The following is a 23823-nucleotide window of genomic DNA, read 5'->3' on the forward strand; positions in this document are numbered from 1 at the left end:
GATGATGCACTGCCAGGATGTCATTGAACCCATTAGTCGCGCACTACTGCAAGCACGCCAGCAACATCAACCACTGGCATTGCCCGAGGCGCTATTGAATTCATTAGATGAAGAAACTGCTTATGCGGTCCAACAACGGGTACTGGAGTTACGCCAGCAGCCTGCAAAATGGTGGAAAACAGGATTAATGGGCAATGGCCAAATCTTTGCTGCTCCTATTGCCGCCAGCGAATGCTATGCAAGCGAAGCCAAGATTGATACTCAGCACTTTACGGCCTTGCATGTAGAGGCTGAACTAGCCTTCTGTTTCAACCGTAGTTTTCAGCCAAAGCAACAATACACTGAGGTGGAAATACTGTCTGCTATCAGTCATGTAGCGGTTTCTATTGAAGTTCTAGATAGTCGTTTAGCAGGCTGGCCCCAGGCTCCAACACAGCTACACCTTGCTGATAACCAGATGAACGGTGCGTTGGTTATTGGAGAGGCTCATACTTGGCAAAACTCGATTAATTTCTCCTCTCAACCCTTCGAACTATATATCAATGACCACTTAATCGTGCAAAATGAGGGAGGCCATCCTCAACAGAATCCGGTTCAGTTACTGCCGGAATTTGTTAACCTCTGCAGCCACCTGGGTTATCACCTGGAAGCTGGCAGCTGGGTGACGACAGGCACCTGGAGTGGTTACCCTGCCGCTGTCAGCGGTGATAAGGTAAGTGTCTGTTTTGCGGGGATAGGTTCTGCTTGGGTTCAGCTATAAAAGTAAACCCTGCATTAACTATAAACATAACTGGACTCGCTGCGCGTAAGTCGACGCCCTTGCCACTCCAAGAGCCTAGGAGCCCTCGTCTGCAGCCGGCGAGCCAGACAAGCAAAGAAGGCATTTTCGATGGGTCAACGCATCGCTCATGGCGGTTTGCAAATTTCCGCCCCCCTGTACCAATTCGTTAACACCGAAGTGCTACCCGGCACCGGCGTCAGTGAGCAACAATTCTGGGATGGCATGGCAGCCATCGTCCGAGATCTAGCACCCCGTAACCGTGCGCTCCTGGCGAAACGCGATGAAATGCAAGCCAAAATTGATGACTGGCACCGCGCTCATCAAGGCAGCGCATTTAATTTTGCCGAATACAAAGCTTTCCTCCAAGAGATTGGCTACCTCCTCCCTGAAGGTGAAGCTTTCCAGGTCAGCACCAGCAATGTCGATCCCGAAATGGCAACCATGGCTGGACCTCAGCTGGTGGTACCGGTGATGAATGCACGTTTTGCCCTGAATGCTGCCAATGCACGCTGGGGCAGCCTCTATGATGCTCTCTATGGCACCGATGCTATTGCTGAGACAGAAGGCGCCGAAAAAGGTCAGGGGTATAACCCAGTTCGAGGAGCCAAAGTGATCGCGTTTGCGCGTCAATTCCTCGACCAAGCAGCCCCTCTAGCGCAGGGTTCACATCAAGACGCCAGCGCTTATCGGATTGTACAAGGACAACTTAGCGTCAGCCTGTCACAAGGGGGAGAGACTGCCCTGGCTGAGCCCAGCAAACTGATCGGTTATCGCGGTCCAGCCGAAGCACCGCAAGCTGTCCTATTAAAGAACAATGGTCTGCACTTTGAGATCCAGATCGATCCTAGTAGCCAAATTGGCCAAAGTGATGCCGCTGGCGTGGCAGATATTCTGCTTGAGTCTGCGCTGACCACCATTATGGACTGCGAAGACTCAGTAGCGGCCGTTGATTCCGCCGATAAAATCGTCGTTTACCGCAATTGGCTAGGCCTGATGAAGGGCGATCTGACTGAAGAAGTCAGCAAAGGTGGTAAAAGCTTCACTCGACGGATTAATCCTGATCGTGAATACCAAGGTTTGGACGGCAAGCCGCTGCTGTTAAAAGGCCGTAGCCTGATGTTTGTGCGTAACGTTGGGCATCTGATGACCAACGAGGCTATTATCGACCAAGATGGGCACGAAATTCCGGAAGGTATCATGGATGCCCTGGTGACCACCGCTATTGCCCTACACGATATTCAGGGTAAAGGCGCCTTCCGCAACACCACAACTGGCTCAATGTATATCGTTAAACCGAAGATGCATGGCCCCGAAGAAGTTGCCTTCGCCAATGAACTGTTCGGGCGAGTGGAAGAGGTGCTCGGATTGCCACCCTTCACCCTAAAAATGGGCATCATGGATGAAGAACGCCGCACCACAGTCAACCTCAAAGAATGCATCCGCGCCGCCAAAGAGCGCGTAGTGTTTATCAACACCGGCTTCCTTGACCGTACCGGCGATGAAATTCACACCTCCATGCTGATGGGTCCGATGATTCGTAAGGGCGAGATGAAACAAGCAGCCTGGATCAGCGCCTATGAAAATTGGAACGTCGACATTGGCTTGGAGTGCGGCCTTAGCGGTCGTGCGCAAATTGGTAAAGGCATGTGGCCCATCCCTGATCAGATGGCGAACATGCTACAAGCCAAGGTAGCGCATCCACTATCCGGTGCCAATACAGCCTGGGTTCCCTCCCCCACCGCAGCCACGCTGCATGCCCTGCATTATCATCAGGTCGATGTTTTTGCTCGCCAGGCGGAGTTAGCCCAACGTCCTCGCGCCTCTTTGGATGACATCCTCACCGTACCGGTAGCAAGCAACCCTAATTGGAGCGCGGCAGAGATTCAGCAAGAGCTGGATAACAATGCTCAGGGCATTCTGGGCTATGTGGTACGTTGGATCGATCAGGGCGTAGGTTGCTCCAAAGTACCGGATATCAATGATGTCGGCTTAATGGAAGACCGCGCCACCCTGCGCATTTCCAGCCAGCATATCGCTAACTGGTTACTGCACGGTGTGTGCAGCCAGGAGCAGGTGATGGAGACGATGAAACGTATGGCAGCCGTGGTCGACCGTCAGAATGCCGAGGACCCTGAGTATCGCCCGATGGCCCCTCACTTTGCCGACAGCGTTGCCTTCCAGGCCGCCTGTGAATTGGTCTTTGAAGGCTGTGCCCAACCTAACGGCTATACCGAACCTGTCCTGCACCGCCGCCGCTTGCAACTAAAAGCCAAGCTTGCTGGTTAATACCTGACCAGCAGGGGTAGCTCACTACCCCTGCTCTCCCGTCAGCTGCGGGGGATCACAAGCATAAAAAACCCGGTACAAGACCGGGTTTTTTATGCTCAGAAGTGCCTTAGCACTCCTATCGTTTCTGATGAATCAGAAGCGGCGACCACCCTGAGGACGGGGGCCACGAGCAGGACGCTCAGGACGAGGCTGCGCCTGGTTAACCTTCACGTTACGGCCTTTGAGAGGAGCACCATTCAGAGCAGCGATAGCGGCTTCTGCCTGGCCATCATCAGCCATTTCAACGAAACCAAAACCTTTGGACTGGCCAGTTTCTTTATCCATGATTACAGCTGCACGCTGCACTTCACCGAAAGCAGAAAAGGCTTCTTTCAGGTCATCATTGGTTACGCTATAAGCAAGGTTGCCAACGTAGATATTCATGCACAAACACCAAATTCAAAACGAGCGGTTGATCGTAATAGCGCAATCAGGCAACCAACCACACAAATTACCCGGTCACGTCCTGAGGCAGCATGCTGACCTCAATCACTGATACAGTATGGCAGCTAATTCCCTTTTGCCTAGTCTCCATCGGAAAAAAAATGGCAAGAATTTCCCGACTTATCCAAAAAAAATGCATAAAAACAATGGCCCCCAATTGGAGGCCATTTTGTTGATTAACTGGCGCTATGTTCATCAGCCAAATAGAACCAGGTATCCAATACTGAATCCGGGTTTAGGGAAACAGAATCAATACCTTGCTGCATCAGCCATTTAGCCAGATCGGGGTGATCAGATGGCCCCTGGCCACAGATTCCCACATATTTATCCGCCCGCTTACAGGCGCTGATCGCCATTCCCAGCAGTTTCTTCACCGCTTCATTACGCTCATCAAACAAGTGAGCCACAATGCCAGAATCACGATCCAGGCCCAGGGTCAGCTGGGTTAAGTCGTTCGAGCCGATAGAAAAACCATCAAAATACTCGAGGAACTCATCCGCCAGCAGGGCATTCGCCGGTAATTCGCACATCATAATGACACGCAAACCATCTTCTCCACGACGCAGGCCATGCTCAGCCAACAGCTCCACAACCTGACGCGCTTCACCCAGTGTCCGCACGAAAGGCACCATGATCTCGACATTCTTCAGGCCCAGTTCATTACGTACCTTTTTCAGGGCACGGCACTCTAGTGCAAAGCAATCACGGAAGTTATCAGAGATGTAGCGTGACGCACCACGGAAGCCCAGCATGGGGTTCTCTTCACCTGGCTCATAGCGACTACCACCAATCAGGTTTTCATATTCGTTCGACTTAAAGTCAGACAAACGCACAATCACCTTTTTCGGTGCAAAGGCTGCACCCAGGGTGGCAATGCCCTCAACCAGTTTATCGACGTAAAAATCGACTGGTGAGCTATAGCCTGCCATGCGTTTTTCGATCGCCTGGCGCACTTCTTTAGGCTGCTCATCAAGATTCAGCAGCGCCTTGGGGTGCACACCAATCATGCGATTAATGATGAACTCTAAACGAGCTAAGCCGACGCCTTCATTAGGCAGCGAACTAAAGTCAAAGGCACGATCTGGGTTACCAACGTTCATCATCACCTTAAAAGGCAGTGATGGCATGGAGTCGATGCTGTTAGTGCGTAGCTCAAAGTTTAATAGGCCTTGGTAAACACGACCTGTATCCCCTTCTGCACAGGATACGGTGACTTCCTGGCCATCTTGCAGCTTATCTGTAGCATCACCACAGCCGACAATCGCAGGAATGCCTAGCTCTCGGGCAATGATGGCCGCATGGCAGGTACGTCCACCACGATTAGTGACAATGGCTGCGGCACGCTTCATGATCGGCTCCCAATCGGGATCGGTCATATCCGTCACCAACACATCACCAGCCTTAACTTTATCCATATCCGCAATGCTGGCCACAACCTTGACTGGACCGGCACCAATACGCTGGCCGATACTGCGACCTTCCACCAGCACGGTACCCTTTTCTTTCAACAGGTAACGCTCCATCACATTCTGATTCGCCCGGCTTTTCACCGTCTCAGGACGCGCCTGCACGATATACAGCTGGCCATCGTCACCATCCTTGGCCCACTCGATGTCCATCGGCCGTCCATAATGCTTCTCAATGATCAGGGCCTGACGCGCCAGCGCTTCAACCTCAGCATCACTGATGGAGAAACGTGCACGCTCTGCCTTATCGACATCCACGGTCAACACAGATCGACCTGCACTCGACTCTTGCGCATAAATCATCTTGATCGCTTTTGAGCCCAGGGTACGACGCAGTACCGCCGGACGCTCAGCCACCAAATTAGGTTTGAACACATAGAACTCGTCAGGGTTAACTGCACCCTGCACTACCGTTTCACCCAAACCATAGCTGGAGGTCACAAACACGACCTGATCAAAGCCTGACTCGGTGTCCAGGGTAAACATCACCCCGCTGGCGCCGGTTTCACTGCGCACCATGCGTTGCACACCGGCAGACAAAGCGACTTCACCGTGGTCAAAACCATGATGAACCCGATAAGAAATTGCACGATCGTTAAACAACGAAGCAAACACCTCTTTGATGGCATGCTTAACGTTGTCTAAGCCACGGATATTAAGGAAGGTTTCTTGCTGGCCAGCAAAAGAAGCATCTGGCAAATCTTCCGCCGTTGCAGAAGAACGGACCGCCACGGCCAACTCTGCATGGTCACCTGCAAGCTGTTGCCAGGCTTGGTCAATGGCCTGTTCCAGTGCGGGTTGGAAAGGGGCTTCAAGCACCCAGGAGCGAATACGATTGCCTGTCACCGCCAGGGCTTTAACATCGTCTACATCCAGGCTTTTCAGCTCATCCGCAATACGCTGAGCCAAACCGCCATACTCAATAAAGTCCCAATATGCCTGGGCAGTGGTAGCAAAACCGTTGGGTACCTGCACACCAGCCGAAGCCAGGTTGCTGATCATTTCTCCGAGCGATGCGTTTTTACCGCCAACTCGCTCAACATCCCCCATTCCTACCTTGTCGAAAAACAGAATGTAGTTTTCCAAGGCTTAAACCCCTTTGTGTTCACGTGTGATGCTTGGCCAAATCAGATCAACCACTCATTTGGCGGGGCTAATCATACTGAATTTTTTTTGTAAATACCCAACCTCACTAAAATGTAATTTTGCTACAGGTATGACCAATGACATTTTTTAATTAAAATCAATAAGTTACATATGAAAATATGGTTAAAAAACCAGTAAAAAAACTTTTTGTTTCCCCAAGCACTCTAATAACCTGAAAAATTCAAAAGGAGAAACTACATATCTGATCGTTATAATGAATGCAGTTTTCATCCAGGGAGTCTGCACCATGCGACGCACTGCCTTCTTTATCTCCGACGGAACCGGGATCACCGCTGAAGCCCTTGGCCACAGCCTGCTCACTCAATTCGAAAACATCCGTTTCGATCAGATTACCCTGCCCTATATCGATACCCCGGAAAAAGCCCGCAACGCCCTTATCCAAATCAATAAAACCGCCGCTTATGATGATGGGCGGCCAATTATTTTCGATACCATCGTCAATAACGAAGTCCGGGCCATCATTGCCGAAGCCGATGCGTTTATGGTGGATATTTTTGGTACCTTTTTAGCACCACTCGAAGATGAGCTAGCGGCCCGTTCCAGCTATACCGTCGGCAAAACCCACGCTATCTCGGAAGAGCGGCGCTACAAACAGCGAATAGAAGCAGTTAACTTTGCCATGGATAACGATGATGGCGCCAAAATCAAACACTACGATGAAGCGGACATTATCCTGATTGGCGTATCCCGCTGCGGCAAAACCCCCACCTGTCTGTACATGGCCATGCAGTTCGGTATTCGCGCCGCCAACTATCCATTGACGGAAGAGGATATGGATGACTGTATGCGCTTAAAAATGCCCACTGCTCTCAAAAATTATCGCCATAAGCTTTTTGGCCTAAGCATTGAAGCTGAACAACTCTGCGCTATTCGTCAGGAGCGCCGTCCTAATAGCCCCTATGCCTCATACGAGCTCTGCGAACACGAAACCAAAGAAGCCCTGGCACTGTTCCAGCGGGAACGCATCGCCTATATCGACACCACACGCCTGTCGGTGGAAGAGATTTCAACCCGTATTTTGGCGCAGGCTGGATTAGAACGTCACCTAAAGTAAATTGACCCGAATCTCCTATCCTAAGTGCCCTCTGTCCTGAGGGCGCTTACACTCCTCTCAAGCAAATCAGCTCCACTCTTGGCCCTCATAGCTCTCGCACAGCTATGAGATATGACGAGCAGCTAAAAACCTGCACCATCACAGCCAAAGGCAGTGTCCACTTATCAGGTAAGCTGATCGGCTAACCAAAGCAAGAACAGGGAAGAGTAAGACACGTCAACAACTACTGTCACAGTCGCGCTGGTCAAACCTAGCAAAACATTAGCCATAACAGAGACAGTAAACAGGCCCAGAAGTAAAACAATCGGACTAAACAAGGATCGGCGAAGGGAGCAAACTAATGCTGAGTAAGGGAAAAATATAAAGCAGGAGTAATTTATCGTTGGAAAAAGACCGAGGATGGCACTTCGAAATAGAACAGGCTAGGCCTGTTATAGGATTGATAATTTGGAGCGGGAAACGAGACTCGAACTCGCGACCCCAACCTTGGCAAGGTTGTGCTCTACCAACTGAGCTATTCCCGCTTTACAAATTATCATGTGGTGCCTGGGGCGGGAATCGAACCCGCACGGCTTATTCAGCCGAGGGATTTTAAGTCCCTTGTGTCTACCTATTTCACCACCCAGGCAAACATGGAGGCTGGAGTCGGAATCGAACCGGCGTACACGGAGTTGCAGTCCGCTGCATGACCACTCTGCCATCCAGCCATTTTGGAGCGGGAAACGAGACTCGAACTCGCGACCCCAACCTTGGCAAGGTTGTGCTCTACCAACTGAGCTATTCCCGCTCTAAACACAAACCCGAGTGGGTGACTCTGGCTTGTTGCTTCGGAGGCGTATTATAGGGACTCCGCTTTTGCTGTCAACAACCTAACACAAAAATTACTTGTATCAGAATGACTTATCGCGCATCCGTCAGCACTGGCCAAGCCGCTTTCAGGTAAATTAGCATCGACCAAAGCGTCAATAAGGTAGCTAAATAGAGCGCAACCAAGCCTATCCAGCTCAACATAGAGCCCGGCGCCGCCGCCAGTAAAATACAAAGCGCCCCCATCTGCAGAGCGGTCTTGACCTTACCAATGTACGACACAGCCACGCTAGCACGCTTACCTAGCTCAGCCATCCACTCCCGCAGGGCTGAGATGAGTATCTCCCGTCCCACGATCACCGCCGCCGGCAAGGTGACCCAAATACTGGCATAGGTTTCTACCAACATGACTAACACCACTGCCACCATCAGCTTATCCGCCACGGGATCCAAGAAAGCGCCAAAAGGCGTGCTCTGATTCAAGCGTCGAGCCAAGTAACCATCAAACCAATCGGTAATACCCGCCAACAAAAAAATCACCGCACTGGCCATCAGCGTCCAGTGATAGGGCAAATAATAAACCACCACAATAACGGGAATGAGCACGACCCGTAACAGGGTGAGAAGATTGGGCAGGTTAGTCCACATCGTTGTTTTCTGCCCCTCCGGGGTGTAAATGGTCATAAATGTCCTGAGCCAGTGCTTGGCTAATACCGGGAACTTTTGCGATTTCACTCATGCTGGCTCGTTGTACCCCCTGGATACCACCAAAGTGGCGCAACAAAGCCTGGCGTTTTTTCGGCCCTACTCCAGCTATCCCCTCAAGTGAGGATACCCGCCTCGCTTTACCACGACGGGCACGATGGCCGCTAATAGCAAAACGGTGCGCCTCATCACGCACTTGCTGAATCAGATGTAAGGCTGGCGAAGTCCGCTCCAAAATCAGAGGCGTATTGTCCTCTTCCAGCCACAGGGTTTCCAGCCCTGGTTTACGGGTAACGCCTTTGGCTACCCCGACTAACTGAATCTCTTCGATTCCCAACTCTGCCAGCACCTGACGTGCCTGAGCGAGTTGTCCCTTACCGCCATCGACCAGCAAAATACTGGGCATGCTGGCGCCTTCTTCGCTCAAACGAGCATAGCGGCGCGTCAAAGCCTGGTGCATCGCTGCATAGTCATCACCAGGAGTAATGCCTTCAATATTGAAACGACGATAGTCCTGCTTCACCGCCCCCTGCGCATTAAACACCACGCATGAAGCAACCGTTGCTTCGCCCTGGCTATGACTAATATCAAAACATTCGATGCGATGAGGTAGCTCATCCAACCCCAACACTTCCTGCAGCGTCACAAAGCGCTCCAGTAGGTTATTCTGACTGGCCAGATAGGCTGCCAGATTATCCTGCGCATTAGTCTCTGCCAGCTTGAGCCACTGCGACTTTTCTCCACGCTGGGGCACATTCAGGCTCACTTTACGCTCTCGCGCTGCCGACAACGCCTCCGCCAACACGGCTTTATCCTGCGGCTCATGGCTCAGCAATAGCTCTGGCGGCAGTTCCCGCTCCTGACTGCCCAAATAAAACTGCGGAATAAAAGCCGATAACAATTGGGCCTCATCTGCTTCTACCGCCAGCTTCGGGTAATACGTACGTGAGCCCTGAATCCGTCCTTGACGCACATACAACACATGCACACAGCCACCACCAGGACGCACCTGCGCGGCTAATACATCGGCCTCACCACCTGCACCGATAACAAACTGCTGCTCCTGCACTTTTTGCAGACTAATCAACTGATCGCGCAACTCTGCCGCCCGCTCAAACGCCAACTCCATCGACGCCTGCTCCATTTGCTGCTGAATATCCTGCAACAAACTGGCATTTTTACCCTGTAGAAACATCAGCGCATGCTCAAGATCTTTCTGATATTCCTCTGGTTGGATAAACTCCACGCAGGGCGCGTTACAGCGCTTAATTTGATACTGCAAACAGGGACGGGAGCGGTTGTTAAACACCGCATCTTCACAGGGGCGTAACTTAAAAATCTTCTGCAACAAATGCAGGCTGTCTTTCACCGCACTGCTACTGGGATAGGGGCCAAAATAGCGCCCCTTTTTACGTTTTGGCCCACGATGAAAACGAATCGCCGGATAGGTATCCAGCGAAGAGATGAAGATATAGGGGTAAGACTTATCATCCCGCAGCAGGATGTTATAGGGAGGACGCAGCTCCTTAATCAGGCTCTGCTCCAGTAGTAAGGCTTCGGTTTCACTATGGGTGACAGTAATCTGTACCCGCTGAATCCGCTTTACCAATGCCTGGGTCTTAATCGTCAACCCAGTACTGCGAAAATAGCTGCTGACGCGAGCCTTTAAGTCCGCCGCTTTACCAACATAGAGCACCTGCTCCTGATCGCCCAGCATCTGATAGACCCCAGGCTTACGCGGCAAATTAGCCAACAAAGAAGCAATATCAAGCGCCGACATGAGGCTGTACACGCAACTGGCGAGAACGCTCCATCAACACCTGAGCCGCTTCGGCAAACATGTCCTGCAGCGCCTCTTGTGACCAGTGGGAAATACCCGCTCCCTGTGACAGCGACACTTCCAAGTACACGCTAATTTCCGCGTAATGAAACATCAAACTATCGTGGCTACGGGCACGTTTGAGCTGCTCCAGAGCAATCTGGGCACCATTGACAAGAATCTTATTGATATCGGTTTCGGCCATGGTACTGGCTAAATTAAGCTGGCTGTGGCTATCATGGATGCAAGTCGCCTACTCTAACACACTTGCAGATAACACCGGATAAATTTGATGACTCATGCCCATCCCCAGGATATCAGTCACTTGGCTATCCTGCTGGTGGAACCTTCCGCCATGCAGCGACGCCTGATAGAAGACGCCCTGATCAGCGCTGGCTGCACTCAGGTTGAAAGCGTGGCTGACCTGCCCGAGGCGATTGTTTCGATCGAACGCTACCACCCCGATCTTATTATCAGTGCCCTCTATCTGCCCAGCGGCACAGGAACCGAGCTAATCTACGAACTACGTGGCCATGATGAACTGGCAGGGGTCGCCTTTATGCTGATCTCCAGCGAACAAAAGCTCGAACATCTCGATCCTGTGCGTCAAGCGGGTGCCGTCGCTATCCTACCTAAACCCTTTAAAATTGAAGACTTGCGCCGTGCACTATTAGCAACTCTGGACTACTACCAGAATGATGAACTTGAACTCGACCATTACGATATCGCTGACCTGCGCCTACTGGTAGTCGATGATAGCCACACGGCCCGTAAACATATCTGCCGCATTCTGAACAAAATGGGCGTCACCAGTATTATCGAAGCAGAGAATGGCGCAGAAGCCCTTGCCTTACTCGAAGAGCAAAGCGTTGATCTGGTAGTCACGGACTACAACATGCCCGTTATGGACGGGGAAGAGCTGATCAGCGGCATTCGCCAACACCCTCTGCATGCCCATATCCCCATTATGATGGTCACCTCAGAACACAGTGAGGCTCGTCTCAGCGCTGTCCGTCAGGCTGGGGTAGATGCCATCTGTGATAAACCTTTTGAGGTGAATGAGGTCAAGCGCATGTTACGCGCCATGCTGAATGCTTGATTCCCTTTGGCAGAGCCAGGTACTGACCTGGCTTAGCAACACTCCCGACATTCTGCTCGCTCCGCCCTACACACAGCAGGCACTCCCTTCTCTGACAGCCCCCGAGTCGCCGCTTGTGCCCTTAACCTATCCTCTCCCCTTGGGACGAATGGTTGAGCAGCTTCATAACTTTGCTCCTCAACACTACCCATTACAGCTACATAACCTCTGCATTCGCGCAGAAGGACATACCCTGGGGGAACTCGACCTATTGCTAGGTGATCCTAATGGCCAGGTGCTCCATCTTGAACTGGCAGCGAAGTGGTATCTTTGGTATCCCCAACAAAGTATTGAAGATCTTGATGCCTGGATCGGCCCCAATCCCCATGACAGCCTGGGGCGAAAATGGCGACGCCTCCTTCAACATCAATTAGCACTGACGCAACATCCCTATGTCGCTGCTTTTCTAGCCAGCTGGGAGCTCAATCCGAACAAGGTAAGCCTGCGAATACCGGGACGCCTACACCTTCCCTGGCAACACAACTGGCGCCAGCATCCCTTGCCTCCGCCACTCAACCCCGCTGTTCGACGCGGCTGGTGGCTCACCCATGGAGATACCCCACTACTACCGGAGCAAGGTCACTATTGGTTGCTGAGTAAAGCCCAGTGGCTAAGCGAAGTTGCCCCTGCTACTCCCCCTCTTACTCTGGCAGAGTTGCAACAACAATTGCAGGTTTGCCGACTACCGCAGCAAGTGTGCTTATTCGATCAAGATGAGCTGAGTTGGGGCTTTATCGTCAATCAACACTGGCCTTTTTCAGCCCCAAAAAACAAAACCCTGGAGTAACCAGGGTTCTATCTCAATGATGTCATCACAACACCACTGTTAATAGTCAGGTCTGGGAGTTTAGCCCTGCTCGCCTGCCTTGATCGCGTCCTCACGAATAAAACGCTTTAGGGTGCGAATCCCCACCCCCACCAAGACCAGCATGGTGATCACAATGGCAATGCTAGGCAGGAAGGATTTCAGACTCCACAAATCAATTCCGAACATTTCAGGGCGCTCTCATACAAAAAAATGGGAGCGCACATGGTGCCATTGAGCTAAATCAATGACAAGCCAACCTTTGTACACTATTTGCGCAGTCTGGCGATCAAGCTGGATGTATCCCAACGCCCACCTTCCATACGCTGTACCTCAGCATAAAACTGATCCACCAGCGCTGTCACAGGCAACTGCACCCCCTGACGCCGAGCTTCGTTCAAGGCAATGCCGAGGTCTTTACGCATCCAGTCAACCGCAAAACCAAAATCAAACTTGCCAGCCAACATGGTTAGCGCACGATTCTCCATCTGCCAGGATTGCGCCGCCCCCTTAGAGATCACATCCACTACAGCTTCCGCATCCAGACCCACTCCCTGGGCAAAATGCAGCCCTTCAGCCAACCCTTGTACCAAACCTGCAATACAAATCTGGTTCACCATCTTCGCCAACTGGCCACTACCAGCGGGGCCCAGCAAACGCATTTGTCGAGCATAAACCTGCATGACCGGCTGAGCTAAGTCATAGGCCTCTTGATCCCCTCCCACCATAATCGTCAGCTGGCCATTTTCTGCCCCTGCCTGTCCCCCGGATACCGGCGCATCAAGGAAATGTGCGCCTCGCTCGCCAACGGCCTCATAAAGCTCACGTGCCACATCGGCAGAAGCCGTGGTGTGATCAATAAAGACCGCCCCGACCATCAGAGTCTGAAATGCCCCTTGTGGTCCTAAGGTGACCTCGCGCAAATCATCATCATTACCAACACAGGCAAACACGAGTTCGGCTTCACGCGCTGCTTCCGCAGGAGTCAGTGCCATCTGCCCACCATAAGCCGCCACCCATTTCTCGGCCTTGGCTGAGGTACGATTGAATACCGTAACCTGGTGACCGGCTTGTTGCAGGTGTCCGGCCATCGGATAGCCCATCACCCCTAAACCGATAAATGCCACTTTCATAGCAACCCTTCCCTCTTTATGCTTACTGGCTTTAGCCAGCCTGATGGTGGCCCACCCACGAAACGAAGGTGAGTATGCGTCTTATCATTTTATGCTTGCTAACCCTAACTCTACACCTTGGCCTTCCCCCTCAGGCTTATGCCGACTGGCAGCAGCTACTACAGGCACCTTTACGGGATACTGAAGGCCAACCTATCGACTTAACCCCTTGGCAGGGGAAATGGCTGGTTGTCAATTTCTGGGCCAGTTGGTGCGCTCCCTGCGTGAAAGAGCTGCCAGAGCTTGATGCTCTGCATCAGTCCCTGCAACCTCACTATCCTTTTAGTGTACTCGCGGTTAATTTGGGCGAATCGCCAGAAGCTCTGAGCGCATTCTTGCAGGAACATCAATTAAGCCTGCACATGCCATTACTACTGGACCCACACAATAGTCTCTTCAGTCAGGTAGCCACCAAAGGTTTACCACTTACCTGGATACTTAATCCCCAGGGACAACGGGTGGAAACCATCTTAGGGGCTAAGCCCTGGGCTGATCACGAGACCCAAACAGCACTACAGCAACTGATGGGCCCCGCTCCCTAAGCAAGCATTAACCCCGATAGACACCTTGCGCTGCTTTTAGCGCAGCGCCGGCACTCAACGGGTGGCCTTGCTGCAATAACGCAGCTTCCAAGGCACTCAAGCAGAAGCTGACATTACGCTCATTACAGCCATGTCCCATCAAACCGATACGCCACACTTTACCCGCCAAGGCACCTAACCCTGCCCCAATCTCCAGATCGAACGTATCTAGCAAAAAGGCCCGTACCTTGGCTTCATCCACTCCAGCAGGAACTTCAACCGTATTCAGCTGCGGCAAACGATAGGCCTCATCCACCAGCAACAACAGCCCCATTGCTTCCAAGCCTGCCTTAAGGGCCTGATGATGCAGAGCGTGGCGTTGCCATGCGGCCTCCAGCCCCTCCTCTTGCAGCATTACCAGGGACTCATGCAGTGCATAAAGGGTGTTAACCGGTGCCGTATGGTGGTATGCCCGGCGCGTCCCTTGGCCCCAATACCCCATCACCAGGTTTAAGTCTAGAAACCAACTGGGTACCGGCGTAGTGCGTGCCTTCACCTTCGCAAGAGCTCTATCACTCATACTGATTGGGGAGATACCCGGCACCGCCGACAGACACTTCTGGGAACCGGAATAAACGGCATCCACTCCCCAGGCATCAAGAGCAAGTTCAATGCCGCCCAACGAGGTCACTGCATCCATAATGGTCAACAGCCCATGACGAGCCGCCAGCTGGCACAATGCCTGGGCATCTGAACGCACCCCGGTTGAAGTCTCGGCATGCACAAAAGCCAGGATTTTCGCATCCGGATTAGCTGCAATCGCGGCCTCTACCTTACTTACGGAAACAGGCTCGCCCCATGCATCTTCTACCAAGACCGCCTCGCCACCAAAGCGGCGTACATTTTCCAGCATCCGCCCACCAAACACCCCATTTTGGCAAACGATCACTTTATCGCCCGGCTCTACCAAGTTAACAAAGCAAGTTTCCATCCCCGCTGAACCCGGTGCAGACACCGCCATCGTCAACGCATTTTGGGTCTGAAAGGCATACTGTAATAGCGTACGCATCTCATCCATCATGCGAATAAATTCAGGGTCCAGATGGCCAATAGTCGGACGCGCCATGGCGGCTAACACCCGCGGACTTACATCAGATGGGCCTGGCCCTAACAACGTACGCTGGGGGGGATAAAATGAACCTATCATGAGACCTCCTTTCTGAGCGGATTCCGACGTTTAGGCAGAGCCTACCCCAAGGGCTGCAACCAAGGCTATCACCATTTCTGCTGAGTGCTTGGCCGCCTTGGGTAAAAACTGCTCAAAGCTGAGATTGGACTCTTTACCGGCGATATCTGACAGTGAACGGATGATCAGAAAAGGCACCTGAAACTGATAGCAAACCTGGGCAATCGCTGCCGCTTCCATCTCGACGGCTTTCATCTGCGGAAACAGTATACGCACTGCCTCAACCCGTTCAGGCTCATGCATGAATGCATCACCTGAAGCAATCTCACCACTCACAATCTGCTGCCCAGGTAGCTGTACCTGTGCAATAGCCTGTTTAGCTTGGCTGGCCAGTGCTACATCAGCAGCAAAGCGAGCTGGCAGCCCCGGCACCTGTCCAGGCGCATAACCAAACACCGTCACATCCACATCGTGGTGATATACCTCAGTGGAGATCACGACATCACCAACGTTTAACCCTGCATCAAAACCGCCGGCTGAACCTGTGTTGATCACCACTTCTGGGGCAAAACGCTCTAACAGCAGCGTAGTCGAAAGAGCAGCATTTACCTTACCTATGCCAGATTTAAGCAGCACTACCTCCACCCCATGCAACTTGCCACGGGAAAACTCATAGCCAGCCAGAGTGGTGGTTTCTCGCTCGCTGAGTTGAGAGCGCAGCAACTCTACTTCCTGCTCCATTGCCCCAATAATGGCTACCTTCACTGACATCATCCGCACTCCTCTAGCGCTCTAACAAAGCCCGCATCTTAGCAAAAGCTAACCTGGAGCCCAATTGCCTCAGGGCTGGTATACTAGCCACCTTTGATTGCAGCAATGGATGGAGTCACCATGCCCCTACTCGATAGCTTCCGGGTTGATCATACCCGCATGCAGGCCCCTGCGGTTCGCATTGCCAAGAACATGCGCACCCCTAAAGGGGATGACATCACCGTGTTTGATCTGCGCTTCTGCCTGCCGAATAAAGAAATTCTGTCCGAGCGTGGCATTCACACCCTGGAACACCTGTTTGCAGGCTTTATGCGTGATCACCTAAATAGCGACAACGTTGAGATTATCGACATTTCCCCCATGGGATGCCGTACCGGTTTCTATATGAGCCTGATTGGTACCCCCAGCGAACAGCAGGTCGCCACCGCTTGGCAACAAGCCATGCAGGATGTGCTGCACGTTCAGGCAGAAAATGACATCCCTGAGCTGAACGAATACCAGTGCGGCACCTACCAAATGCACTCTTTGGATGAAGCCAAACAAATCGCTAAGAATATTCTGGAACGAGGTATCAGCCTGAACTCCAATGATGAGCTGTATCTAAGCGATGAGTTCCTGCAGGAACATCATTAAGCTGATTTCAGCAGAAATGATAAGCCCTGCATAAGCAGGGCTTTGTTTTTACGGCTCAAGCCGGCAACTACTCCAACCAATTGGCCAGCACATGCCAACTTTGTTCCAGCAAATGCTGATTACGCTTTAGCAAAATTTCTACTGGTTTTAGCTGGCCAATTCTGGCGCTTGCCTCCATTTGCTTAGCTACCCTGGCTAACTCTACCAACCCCACCCCAGCCGAACTGCTTTTTAAATCGTGGGCATTCTTTACTACCTGGGCCTGATCTGCCTGATTCAAAGCAGCTTCCAGCTCTTGCACTTTGTGCGGTGCATCTTGCAGATAACCTTTAGCAAAGGTCCGCATGGTTTGAGTGGAGGTATCCTCTTCAAGTTCTAACAATGGCTTGGGATCAAACAAAGCCGTTTGCGTCATGCATCCATCCTCAATGCGTTGGAACTCGAACGGTTCCTATCTATTTCTACTCGTTCTGCCAACTCTGAAGCTTACGGTATAGCGTTGATGGGCTTACCTCAAGCAACTCTGCCGCTCGGGAAACATTACCATCACACACTTTTAACGCACGCTCTATCGCCACCCGCTCCACTTTTGCCAGCGGCAGAATCGGCTCCTGACTCTCTTCAACCTGGCTAACAACACGTTTCACCGGGCTAATATAATTATGCCCTTCATGATGCTGGTCGAAGGGTTCTGGCAGCATAGACTCCGTGACCAATCCGCCACTATTTAACACGACAATATTGCGCACTACGTTCTGTAATTGGCGTACATTGCCCGGCCAGGGGTAATCCATAAACACTGCTTCCACTGCGGCATTGAAACCTTGATAACTTTTGCCTTCCTCTTGAGCAAATTCAGCCAATAACGCCCGGGCGATTAACAACAAATCTTCCCCCCGCTCACGCAGCGGGGGCAAGCGAATAGGAATGACGTGTAAACGGTAATACAGATCTTCACGGAAACGCCCTGCCTGCACCTCTTCCATGGGGTCTTTATTGGTGGCGCAGATAAAACGCACATCCACCTTCTGCACACTGCTACCACCTACTTTCTGAAAAGTCCCGGTTTGGATAAAACGCAGCAGCTTGGACTGCAGATCCAAATCCATTTCACAAATTTCATCTAAGAATAACGTCCCGCCATTGGCACGCTCCGCTGCTCCGCTGCGCTCCGCCACCGCTCCAGTAAAGGCCCCTTTTACATGTCCAAAGATCTCTGACTCCATTAAATCGTGCGGAATCGCTGCACAGTTGATCGCGACAAAAGGCTTAGTTGCTCGGGGGCTTTCACGATGAATGGCCTCCGCGCACACCTCTTTACCGGTGCCGCTCTCCCCTTTAATAAACACCGTGGCTTTCGAAGGTGCCGCACTCTCAATAATGCGGTAAATACCTTGCATCACTAATGAACGACCAATAAAGCCATGGAACGACTCACGATTTAGCTCACTGGATAACACCTTGACCCGCTGATTAAGCGCGAAATACTTCAAGCTGTTGGACAGCGTTAAGCGCAAACGTTTCTCATCGAAGGGCTTCTCAATAAAATCATGCGCACCTGCGCGCATCGCACTGACAACCACATCTACGCTACCGTGGGCGGTAATCACAATAATGGGATAGTTAACGTGCTGTGCCTGTAAATGCTGCAAGATATCCATACCATGCATATCAGGCAAAATTAGATCCAATAGCATTGCCGAAGGCGTATGCAGCTCTAGCCAATCCAGCGCTTCCTGCCCTAATTTGCAATGCACTACCTCAACCTGCATATCACGCAAATAAGCTCGGTATAACGCCGCTAAGGTAGGGCTGTCTTCCACCAGCAACACTACCTCAGCATTGGTATTACTCATTCCCTGCTCCTTAGCTTGTCTGCACAACTTCTACATTAGACGCTTTTTATACACCCTGCCACGCCAGAGGTTACGCTTTGTTACCCCTCACCAATTGGAAAAAAGCCCGTTCCCCCATAAGTTATCAGCAAGGGAGAAATCTCCCCCTTAAACCAGATAGCAGCACAGACTCTGGAAGCAGCAGATGACCAAGCCCACACCTACTTTAGCCATCGTCCTGGAAAGCTTTGATGAAAGCGCAGAGCAGCTTGTTCATCGTCTTAGCAGTCTTGTCCCCCAAGGACAATCCATCAAGGAGTGCTGGCTCCTGTGTGACTCAAGTAAGCAAAGCCAATATCAGGTCTTACTAAAGAAACAACGCTGGCCCTGGCCTGTCTTACTCATCCCGGCAGAGGGGGAACACCTTAGCCAGAGTCGCCACCATATCTTGTTGCATACCCAGGCGGACTACCTGTTATTTTGGCAAAACAGCTATCAGTGGCAGCCACATTTTCTAGAAGCCTTAAGCCCTGCACTAAGCGAACAGCCCAGTTTGTTATTGACCAATTGCATGCTTAAAGGCCCTCAAACGACCCTATTTGAACTGAGCCCTGGCTTTCGCCAACTCTATCATCACGCAAGCTGGAAGGCAGAGCCTCTTTCAGGTAGCGGTTACAGCCACCTACTTGCCGAGCCTGTCTGCACGCTTTCTAGCATGGTGATGCAAGTGAAAGCCCTTCGTCGCTCTGGCGGTTTTCAGGCATCCCTGCCAGAAACCGCACAAGCTTGGGAAAGTGCACTCAAACTAAGTCTGCAAGGCAGCATCCTCATTACTCCCTACCCCTGGGTAGTTTGGGAGGGGGAATGGCAACCAGATGCCCTTCTAGCCTATATCGATACCTGCCAAGCCATTTACGAGCATCACCAAGCCGGATTCGCCCGATTAAGCCCATTTCAACGCGCCCGAGCCCAGGCTAAAATTTCGCTCGCCTGGAGCTATTGGTACGCCAGCCAAAACCAAGGGAGCAGGGCTCTGAGGGCTTGGTGCCGCTCGTTCTTTTGCACCCCTATGGGATCACATTACAGCGCCCTTAAAAGTGTATTAGGCGCCCTGATGCGCGGTCTCTACACGCCGATCAGTAAACCCACACCTGTAGGAATGCTCTGAACAGTATTTTCACGTGCAAATAAATAAGGGTAGCGGCTGCTACCCTTATTGCGATTAGCCCTCAGCAGGTCGGTAGCCGACCCGAAATCCGCCCCAATGGCGCCCATTAAGGTAGATTGGCACCGACAAGTCGTGCATCACCTCCCCTGTGTCACGCTTATAGGTCTGCAGTAATAAAGTCTTTTGATGACTGCCACAACGTAATCCAGTGCGATCATTGAAAATCCGTTTGCTGCGACTCTTCACCATATCTACCTCAGGGTCACCACAGGGCGCATGGGCAAAAGCATTATTATGAGTCGGCACATAACCTTTGTTATCCGTCACAATGGCATATATCAGCTGCTTATTCGCTTCTAATAACGGTTCTTGGATACTCGGCAATACCTTATCCGCATACTGATCAAAGCGAGTGTGGTATTTCTGCGGGAAGGTATTGGGGATGGGTTGGTACTGACGATCAAACAAATCCTGCTCACTGATCCGCCCAGCAGCAATATCCTGCTCCATTTGCTGGCTGATCCTTTGACTAGCCTGCTTCGCCACTTCGTAGGCTTGTTGATGATAGGGATCCAGTGTTACCTCTGCCAAAAACTCACTGGCCTGCTCAGCCAACTCAGTCAACTGGTTCGCTTCCGTTGCCAAAGCATGCATATCAACTTCGTCAGCCTCAACGCCAGCGCGAACTTGCTGGATCGCCGCAAATATGTGCTCTAACTTGCTACGATTATCGGCTGCTCCCCGGGCGATCTCCTGCACCTGCTCTTCCACTTGCACGGCCTGGCCAGCGATACCACTTAATTGTTCACCGACATCACGCACCTCTTCCATACCCAGCCGAATTTCTTCAGAGAGGCGCTGAATTTGCTCCACCACCTGGCTAGTTTGGCTATGTATCTCTTCAACAATACTACCCACTTCACTGGTCGAGGTTGCAGTACGTGCAGCCAACTGCCGCACTTCATCCGCGACCACCGCAAACCCCCTCCCATGCTCACCCGCTCGCGCCGCTTCTATCGCCGCGTTTAAAGCTAATAGGTTGGTTTGACTGGCAATCCCCTCAATCACTTTAGTGACTTCCTGAATTTTTCCAGACTTCTCGCTCAAGCTATCAATCAGCTTAAGCGATGTCTCCGTTTGCTCATTGATCGCGCGCATTGCCTGTAACGCTTGCTGCAAACGACGACTCCCCTGCTCGGATACCGATCTGGCTTGCATTGCAGATGCTGCTGCCTGCTCCGCCCTGACTGCGGCATCCTGTACGGTATGAGTAATAGCTTCAGATGTGGTGGCGACCTCCACCACTGAGTTCAGCTGGGATTCCAGCTTTTGTTCCATATGCTGCACTGAGAAAGCGACCTGGGCAGCCGAAATCGCATTACGGCTCGTCAAACGGGACAAGCGTCTGGCCACTTCCTTAAAAGACGACTCTTTTTTCTCTGAGGCCTCAGCCTTCATGGAATCGTCACTGTTGCCGTCCCAAGCTGTCAGCAACAGGCAAAGCCAAAGCACCACAAGCACAATGCCAATCTGCAAGGGTGTGGTTTGCAGCCAATATAACAGGGGAATTAATAGGAGACTGGCGATAATCGCCAAAGAAAGCGCACGGGATAAGCGTGATCTGGGCATAAGTCACAACCTGATGTTTATTGTTCTACTTTTTGTTCTTCCCAGCTTATAAGGTTAAGCGCCAGTTACCACACCCCTACACCTAGACTTTAGTTGATATCTGACAAGCAATTAGTCGAAGATAGCGGTAATTCTATTTGCCACTCCGCACTCTGTGCCCGTTTAAAGCCTTCTGCTTTAAGCTGGCGTCCCCATAAGGCAATATGATCCCAAGCCGACTCCTGGCTGGCAAAGAAGTGCTGCTCTACACGTGGTTTTTTTCTGCCTAGCCAACGCCAGCTGACTTGAACCCACCAATCCCCCAACAGGTCTTGATGCAAATCCAGCTCAACCTCGGCGTCAGCCTTACACCACTTACATCTCAAGCTTGGTATCCTTATAACACCGCTGCAAAAAAGCCGCGCATTGAGCCCTAAACCCAGCAGAATGTAAAGACTACAACACCATGATGCAACCTAGCCTACCCCATCGTTCTCTCAAGCTAGTCGCCGACGAAAATATGCCTGGGCTTGATCAGCTTTTTGCTCACTTTGGACAGCTGCATGCCTTACCCGGACGCTCTCTTCAGCCCCAAGATGTAGCAGATGCCGACATCCTGTTAGTGCGCTCGGTTACCCAAGTCGATCGCCACCTGCTCCAACACTCCACAGTAAAGTTTGTTGGCAGCGCTACCATCGGGACGGACCATCTCGACCTTGACTGGCTAACTGAACAAGGCATTCATGTTTGCAATGCCCCGGGATGCAATGCTGACTCCGTAGCCGATTATGTCATTGCCAGCCTAGCGTTATTATCGCGCCACCAAAGTCATAACTGGCTGCAGGGCAAGCGTGCCGCGGTCATCGGTGCCGGAAATGTGGGCGGTCGCGTGATTAGTCGCCTACAAGGCTTAGGAATGCAAGTATTAGCCTGCGACCCACCCCGCCAGGCAGCTGGATTATCTTGTAGCGCCCCCTGGGGCAGCCTAACGGAGGCACTACAGGCTGATATTATTTGCCTGCACACCCCCCTTACCCGCCATGGCCCCCACCCTACCTATCACTTACTCGGCCCCAAGGAGATCACTCAAATTCGCGCAGGAAGCGTCTTGCTTAACGCGGGCCGTGGGGATGTGATTGACAACCAAGCCTTACTGCAACGCATGCAGCACAATGCGGACCTACATCTGGTACTGGATGTGTGGGAAAACGAGCCCACGCCTCTACAGCCATTACTTGCCTACTGCCAAATCGCCACTCCGCATATTGCAGGTTATAGCCTGGATGGACGCTTTCGCGGTAGTGCCATGATTTATCAAGCACTGTGCCATTGGTTACAGCAGGAAGCCTCACTAGACTGGCGCAACTTTCTCCCCGCCTGTCCAATCACGCAACTCTCCCTCACCGAGGCAGATTGGCCAACCCTTCTCCGCCTACCAAGCTTACTAATTGATTTAGAAAGCGAAACTCAGCGCTTCAAAAACAAAATACAAAACTCTGACAATGATCCCAGCCAGTTTGACTGGCTGCGCAAAACCTATCCATTAGCTCGCGAGCTACATAATTTAACCGTGAAGCTGGACAAGGCTTCAGCAGATACCTATAACTGCCTGAAAGCTATGGGCTTTTCTGTGATCTAAAAGCAGGAATCAATGAAAAAGGAACAAGAACAACCAGGACAAGTGCGTCTTGAAGAGCTGGGATTACACATAGGCGATCCGCTCTATATCGAGACACTCAGCCCTGTCACCCGTTACGTGGTTCGCTTAATTGGCTATATTTCCGGGCAAAGCATGCTGGTTACCGCCCCACTTTCGCAGGGACGTGCCATCATGCTCAAAGAGGGCAAGCCACTCAAGGTCAAACTTTTGGCCGACAACAAAGTCTGTGGCTTTAGCACTCAAGTGTTAAAGCCCTGCCTAACACCTTTTAATTACCTGCACCTCGCCTTTCCTAAAGAGCTTGATGTGCTGGAATATCGCAAAGCCACTCGGATTAACCTACGTCTAATCGTTTCCCTAGACGAAATTGTCGAGCACAGCATGCCAGGTCGCTGGCCTCGCCCAGCAATTTGTACCGATATCAGCACAACGGGAGCACGTATCAGCAGCAATGAGCCTCTCGCCGAGATTGGCCAAAGTCTTTACATGACTGCACGTCTCAGCATCGCAGGGGTAGAGCAAGTTGTGCGCGTCCCTCTGCTGATTCGCAACCGCACCCTGGAAGAGGATGAAGGTGGCCAGGTCATTTACCACCATGGCACTGAGTTTGATGGCGAGCTTGATGAAGAAACCAAGGTGACTGTTACCGGTTTCGTCTATGAGCAGATGCTCAAAGGCAAACGCTAGATAAAAAAACAGGGTGACTGATCTCAGTCACCCTGAAGAAGGGGGGTAATACTACTTCAGTAAGCACA

At 51.7% G+C, this 23823-nt stretch carries 23 protein-coding genes and 4 tRNA genes; 10 read left to right on the plus strand and 17 right to left on the minus strand.

The window, feature by feature from the left end; genetic code table 11:
• Position 1: 1 nt before the first annotated feature.
• Together Q334_RS0112030 and Q334_RS0112035 are read left to right on the plus strand one after the other, a co-directional pair.
• Complete coding sequence (locus Q334_RS0112030; protein ID WP_027313432.1) at positions 2-760, plus strand: 2-keto-4-pentenoate hydratase; 759 nt, start codon at positions 2-4, stop codon at positions 758-760.
• A 129-nt stretch (positions 761-889) separates the two neighbouring features.
• Positions 890-3067 (plus strand): malate synthase G, encoded by a 2178-nt coding sequence (locus Q334_RS0112035; protein ID WP_027313433.1) that lies wholly within the window; start codon positions 890-892, stop codon positions 3065-3067.
• A gap of 135 nt (positions 3068-3202) precedes the next feature.
• Here the strand turns inward: Q334_RS0112035 and Q334_RS0112040 are convergent, their stop codons facing one another.
• Positions 3203-3493: an RNA recognition motif domain-containing protein gene (locus tag Q334_RS0112040; RefSeq protein WP_027313434.1), complete on the minus strand. Its 291-nt coding sequence runs from the start codon at positions 3491-3493 to the stop codon at positions 3203-3205.
• A gap of 236 nt (positions 3494-3729) precedes the next feature.
• A complete protein-coding gene (gene ppsA / locus Q334_RS0112050) occupies positions 3730-6069 on the minus strand; it encodes a phosphoenolpyruvate synthase (RefSeq protein ID WP_051527761.1) in 2340 nt (779 codons plus the stop codon).
• A 343-nt stretch (positions 6070-6412) separates the two neighbouring features.
• On the opposite strand from ppsA, the gene ppsR reads away from it, so the two are divergent.
• On the plus strand, positions 6413-7240 hold the full coding sequence (ppsR, locus tag Q334_RS0112055) for a posphoenolpyruvate synthetase regulatory kinase/phosphorylase PpsR (RefSeq protein WP_027313437.1): 828 nt from the start codon (positions 6413-6415) through the stop codon (positions 7238-7240).
• A gap of 448 nt (positions 7241-7688) precedes the next feature.
• Here ppsR and Q334_RS0112060 read toward each other — a convergent pair.
• From Q334_RS0112060 to Q334_RS19000, 7 genes are all read right to left on the minus strand, one after another.
• A tRNA-Gly gene (locus Q334_RS0112060) sits at positions 7689-7764 on the minus strand.
• A 16-nt stretch (positions 7765-7780) separates the two neighbouring features.
• Positions 7781-7868 (minus strand) — tRNA-Leu (locus tag Q334_RS0112065).
• A 5-nt stretch (positions 7869-7873) separates the two neighbouring features.
• Positions 7874-7947: transfer RNA gene (locus tag Q334_RS0112070), tRNA-Cys, on the minus strand.
• Positions 7948-7951: 4 nt separating this feature from the next.
• Positions 7952-8027, minus strand: a tRNA-Gly gene (locus tag Q334_RS0112075).
• Between the two features lie 113 nt (positions 8028-8140).
• Positions 8141-8695: a CDP-diacylglycerol--glycerol-3-phosphate 3-phosphatidyltransferase gene (gene pgsA / locus Q334_RS0112080; RefSeq protein WP_027313438.1), complete on the minus strand. Its 555-nt coding sequence runs from the start codon at positions 8693-8695 to the stop codon at positions 8141-8143.
• Complete coding sequence (uvrC, locus tag Q334_RS0112085) at positions 8685-10532, minus strand: excinuclease ABC subunit UvrC (RefSeq protein ID WP_027313439.1); 1848 nt, start codon at positions 10530-10532, stop codon at positions 8685-8687. Before uvrC ends, pgsA begins: the two co-directional genes overlap by 11 nt.
• Positions 10519-10776 (minus strand): hypothetical protein, encoded by a 258-nt coding sequence (locus tag Q334_RS19000; protein ID WP_051527762.1) that lies wholly within the window; start codon positions 10774-10776, stop codon positions 10519-10521. Before Q334_RS19000 ends, uvrC begins: the two co-directional genes overlap by 14 nt.
• Positions 10777-10863: 87 nt before the next feature.
• On the opposite strand from Q334_RS19000, the gene Q334_RS0112095 reads away from it, so the two are divergent.
• Together Q334_RS0112095 and Q334_RS20090 are read left to right on the plus strand one after the other, a co-directional pair.
• A complete protein-coding gene (locus Q334_RS0112095; protein WP_027313440.1) occupies positions 10864-11670 on the plus strand; it encodes a response regulator transcription factor in 807 nt (268 codons plus the stop codon).
• Positions 11663-12496, plus strand: a complete 834-nt coding sequence (locus Q334_RS20090; RefSeq protein WP_027313441.1) for a DUF1853 family protein — start codon at positions 11663-11665, stop codon at positions 12494-12496. The genes Q334_RS0112095 and Q334_RS20090 overlap by 8 nt, the downstream gene beginning before the upstream one ends.
• A 60-nt stretch (positions 12497-12556) precedes the next feature.
• Here the strand turns inward: Q334_RS20090 and Q334_RS20430 are convergent, their stop codons facing one another.
• Positions 12557-12703 carry a hypothetical protein gene (locus tag Q334_RS20430; RefSeq protein ID WP_155888988.1) on the minus strand — a complete coding sequence of 49 codons (147 nt, stop codon included), beginning with the start codon at positions 12701-12703 and terminating at the stop codon, positions 12557-12559.
• Between the two features lie 80 nt (positions 12704-12783).
• Positions 12784-13647: an NAD(P)-dependent oxidoreductase gene (locus Q334_RS0112110; RefSeq protein WP_027313442.1), complete on the minus strand. Its 864-nt coding sequence runs from the start codon at positions 13645-13647 to the stop codon at positions 12784-12786.
• 74 nt (positions 13648-13721) lie between these two features.
• Here Q334_RS0112110 and Q334_RS19010 point away from each other — a divergent pair, with 74 nt between their 5' ends.
• The gene (locus Q334_RS19010; protein ID WP_051527763.1) at positions 13722-14228 is read left to right on the plus strand and encodes a TlpA family protein disulfide reductase; all 507 of its coding nucleotides are present in this window, start codon (positions 13722-13724) and stop codon (positions 14226-14228) included.
• Between the two features lie 7 nt (positions 14229-14235).
• Here Q334_RS19010 and Q334_RS0112120 read toward each other — a convergent pair whose 3' ends face one another.
• Positions 14236-15414 carry a pyridoxal-phosphate-dependent aminotransferase family protein gene (locus Q334_RS0112120; RefSeq protein WP_051527764.1) on the minus strand — a complete coding sequence of 393 codons (1179 nt, stop codon included), beginning with the start codon at positions 15412-15414 and terminating at the stop codon, positions 14236-14238.
• Positions 15415-15444: 30 nt separating this feature from the next.
• The gene (gene mtnN, locus Q334_RS0112125; protein ID WP_211249543.1) at positions 15445-16164 is read right to left on the minus strand and encodes a 5'-methylthioadenosine/S-adenosylhomocysteine nucleosidase; all 720 of its coding nucleotides are present in this window, start codon (positions 16162-16164) and stop codon (positions 15445-15447) included.
• Positions 16165-16284: 120 nt separating this feature from the next.
• Here mtnN and luxS point away from each other — a divergent pair, with 120 nt between their 5' ends.
• Entirely contained in the window at positions 16285-16797 is a 513-nt protein-coding gene (gene luxS / locus Q334_RS0112130) for an S-ribosylhomocysteine lyase (protein WP_027313445.1), read from the plus strand.
• Between the two features lie 67 nt (positions 16798-16864).
• Here the strand turns inward: luxS and Q334_RS0112135 are convergent, their stop codons facing one another.
• Positions 16865-17212: an Hpt domain-containing protein gene (locus Q334_RS0112135; protein WP_027313446.1), complete on the minus strand. Its 348-nt coding sequence runs from the start codon at positions 17210-17212 to the stop codon at positions 16865-16867.
• Between the two features lie 46 nt (positions 17213-17258).
• Positions 17259-18653 carry a sigma-54-dependent transcriptional regulator gene (locus Q334_RS0112140; RefSeq protein ID WP_027313447.1) on the minus strand — a complete coding sequence of 465 codons (1395 nt, stop codon included), beginning with the start codon at positions 18651-18653 and terminating at the stop codon, positions 17259-17261.
• Between the two features lie 184 nt (positions 18654-18837).
• Between Q334_RS0112140 and Q334_RS0112145 the strand changes: the two genes are divergently transcribed.
• The gene (locus Q334_RS0112145) at positions 18838-19800 is read left to right on the plus strand and encodes a glycosyltransferase (RefSeq protein WP_027313448.1); all 963 of its coding nucleotides are present in this window, start codon (positions 18838-18840) and stop codon (positions 19798-19800) included.
• 54 nt (positions 19801-19854) lie between these two features.
• Here Q334_RS0112145 and Q334_RS0112150 read toward each other — a convergent pair whose 3' ends face one another.
• Together Q334_RS0112150 and Q334_RS0112155 are read right to left on the minus strand one after the other, a co-directional pair.
• The gene (locus tag Q334_RS0112150; protein ID WP_027313449.1) at positions 19855-21429 is read right to left on the minus strand and encodes a methyl-accepting chemotaxis protein; all 1575 of its coding nucleotides are present in this window, start codon (positions 21427-21429) and stop codon (positions 19855-19857) included.
• Between the two features lie 89 nt (positions 21430-21518).
• Positions 21519-21794 carry a hypothetical protein gene (locus Q334_RS0112155; protein ID WP_027313450.1) on the minus strand — a complete coding sequence of 92 codons (276 nt, stop codon included), beginning with the start codon at positions 21792-21794 and terminating at the stop codon, positions 21519-21521.
• Positions 21795-21874: 80 nt separating this feature from the next.
• Between Q334_RS0112155 and Q334_RS0112160 the strand changes: the two genes are divergently transcribed.
• Positions 21875-23047 (plus strand): 4-phosphoerythronate dehydrogenase, encoded by a 1173-nt coding sequence (locus Q334_RS0112160; RefSeq protein ID WP_027313451.1) that lies wholly within the window; start codon positions 21875-21877, stop codon positions 23045-23047.
• Between the two features lie 12 nt (positions 23048-23059).
• Positions 23060-23755, plus strand: a complete 696-nt coding sequence (locus tag Q334_RS0112165; protein ID WP_027313452.1) for a flagellar brake protein — start codon at positions 23060-23062, stop codon at positions 23753-23755.
• Positions 23756-23823: the final 68 nt, after the last annotated feature.

The sequence above is a fragment of the Balneatrix alpica DSM 16621 genome (genome assembly GCF_000619885.1).
Taxonomy (GTDB): domain Bacteria; phylum Pseudomonadota; class Gammaproteobacteria; order Pseudomonadales; family Balneatricaceae; genus Balneatrix; species Balneatrix alpica.

Excerpts from the sequence above, each read along its gene's own strand:
- luxS (WP_027313445.1), top strand. The coding sequence starts at position 16,285 with ATGCCCCTACTCGATAGCTTCCGGGTTGATCATACCCGCATGCAGGCC.
- Q334_RS0112040 (WP_027313434.1), bottom strand. The coding sequence starts at position 3,493 with ATGAATATCTACGTTGGCAACCTTGCTTATAGCGTAACCAATGATGAC.
- mtnN (WP_211249543.1), bottom strand. The coding sequence starts at position 16,164 with ATGTCAGTGAAGGTAGCCATTATTGGGGCAATGGAGCAGGAAGTAGAG.
- Q334_RS0112035 (WP_027313433.1), top strand. The coding sequence starts at position 890 with ATGGGTCAACGCATCGCTCATGGCGGTTTGCAAATTTCCGCCCCCCTG.
- ppsA (WP_051527761.1), bottom strand. The coding sequence starts at position 6,069 with ATGGGGGATGTTGAGCGAGTTGGCGGTAAAAACGCATCGCTCGGAGAA.
- Q334_RS0112160 (WP_027313451.1), top strand. The coding sequence starts at position 21,875 with ATGATGCAACCTAGCCTACCCCATCGTTCTCTCAAGCTAGTCGCCGAC.
- Q334_RS0112165 (WP_027313452.1), top strand. The coding sequence starts at position 23,060 with ATGAAAAAGGAACAAGAACAACCAGGACAAGTGCGTCTTGAAGAGCTG.
- Q334_RS0112110 (WP_027313442.1), bottom strand. The coding sequence starts at position 13,647 with ATGAAAGTGGCATTTATCGGTTTAGGGGTGATGGGCTATCCGATGGCC.
- Q334_RS0112140 (WP_027313447.1), bottom strand. The coding sequence starts at position 18,653 with ATGAGTAATACCAATGCTGAGGTAGTGTTGCTGGTGGAAGACAGCCCT.
- Q334_RS19000 (WP_051527762.1), bottom strand. The coding sequence starts at position 10,776 with ATGGCCGAAACCGATATCAATAAGATTCTTGTCAATGGTGCCCAGATT.
- Q334_RS20090 (WP_027313441.1), top strand. The coding sequence starts at position 11,663 with ATGCTTGATTCCCTTTGGCAGAGCCAGGTACTGACCTGGCTTAGCAAC.
- Q334_RS0112120 (WP_051527764.1), bottom strand. The coding sequence starts at position 15,414 with ATGATAGGTTCATTTTATCCCCCCCAGCGTACGTTGTTAGGGCCAGGC.
- ppsR (WP_027313437.1), top strand. The coding sequence starts at position 6,413 with ATGCGACGCACTGCCTTCTTTATCTCCGACGGAACCGGGATCACCGCT.
- Q334_RS20430 (WP_155888988.1), bottom strand. The coding sequence starts at position 12,703 with ATGTTCGGAATTGATTTGTGGAGTCTGAAATCCTTCCTGCCTAGCATT.
- pgsA (WP_027313438.1), bottom strand. The coding sequence starts at position 8,695 with ATGTGGACTAACCTGCCCAATCTTCTCACCCTGTTACGGGTCGTGCTC.
- Q334_RS19010 (WP_051527763.1), top strand. The coding sequence starts at position 13,722 with ATGCGTCTTATCATTTTATGCTTGCTAACCCTAACTCTACACCTTGGC.
- Q334_RS0112150 (WP_027313449.1), bottom strand. The coding sequence starts at position 21,429 with ATGCCCAGATCACGCTTATCCCGTGCGCTTTCTTTGGCGATTATCGCC.
- Q334_RS0112135 (WP_027313446.1), bottom strand. The coding sequence starts at position 17,212 with ATGACGCAAACGGCTTTGTTTGATCCCAAGCCATTGTTAGAACTTGAA.
- Q334_RS0112145 (WP_027313448.1), top strand. The coding sequence starts at position 18,838 with ATGACCAAGCCCACACCTACTTTAGCCATCGTCCTGGAAAGCTTTGAT.
- Q334_RS0112095 (WP_027313440.1), top strand. The coding sequence starts at position 10,864 with ATGACTCATGCCCATCCCCAGGATATCAGTCACTTGGCTATCCTGCTG.
- uvrC (WP_027313439.1), bottom strand. The coding sequence starts at position 10,532 with ATGTCGGCGCTTGATATTGCTTCTTTGTTGGCTAATTTGCCGCGTAAG.
- Q334_RS0112030 (WP_027313432.1), top strand. The coding sequence starts at position 2 with ATGATGCACTGCCAGGATGTCATTGAACCCATTAGTCGCGCACTACTG.